The 716-nt window shown below is 39.9% G+C and carries 2 pseudogenes; one reads left to right on the top strand and one right to left on the bottom strand.

The features are described from left to right. Nucleotides 1–170: pseudogene (locus H5154_RS22960) on the bottom strand (transposase); the annotation flags it as partial. Nucleotides 171–250: 80 nt separating this feature from the next. Between H5154_RS22960 and H5154_RS22955 the strand changes: the two are divergent. Further along, nucleotides 251–573 (top strand): annotated as a pseudogene (locus tag H5154_RS22955) (group II intron maturase-specific domain-containing protein); the annotation flags it as partial. Nucleotides 574–716: the final 143 nt, after the last annotated feature.

Below are 716 nucleotides of genomic sequence, written 5' to 3'. Positions count from 1 at the left end.
TTAATGCATCGTGTTTTGCAGCTTTTCTATATTATGAACTAAGCAATACAGTTGCCATTGGGCATTCACTTTCGTTTGACCGCGTAAGGTCAATTTATTCATGCCTTTGTTAACTGTAATATTCCGCTTTTTACCATAAGGAAAGCAGGCTCAATAAAACCGAGTCTTTTACCATTTCTTTATAAAACATTGTCGTCGCTAAATTAGGCTATCTATTTTGACCGTCTATTTTAACCTTTATTTTGTCGGTGTAGCTCATTTTCCGTCTGCCAATGCTTATCAGCTAACGGTGGATTTAGATCATTGGATCCGACGTAGGATAAGAATGTGCTACTGGCGGCAATGGCGTAAACCTCGCACCAAAGTACGCAGTTTAATGAAATTGGGTGTTAGCGAACGACTCGCCATTGCATGTGGTATCACCAGTACCAAAAGTAGGCGTTTGGAAGCGAAGACCCTTGTCGAAGCTCAAAAACAAAAGGAATTAACATTGCGATAGGCAATGACTATCTAGCGTCACAAGGTTTAGTGTCATTGAGAGATATTTGGATCAATATTGATAACGGGAGATGAACCGCCCATAGAGAGAGGTGCTAAGAAGACACCCACCTTATGATTTGCAATGTATCAGTTATGTACTAATTTTATTATTAGCACAATAAACGAGCAGGTTGTCACATGGCTATTGCGAGAAAGCGTCAGATAAGTTTGGCTGA

Origin of the sequence: Pseudoalteromonas sp. SR44-5 (genome assembly GCF_014163675.1) — a bacterium.
In the GTDB taxonomy this organism is placed as follows: Bacteria; Pseudomonadota; Gammaproteobacteria; order Enterobacterales; family Alteromonadaceae; genus Pseudoalteromonas; species Pseudoalteromonas rhizosphaerae.
Note: the sequence above shows the minus strand (reverse complement) of the source record. Positions and strands in the feature narration are given on the sequence as shown.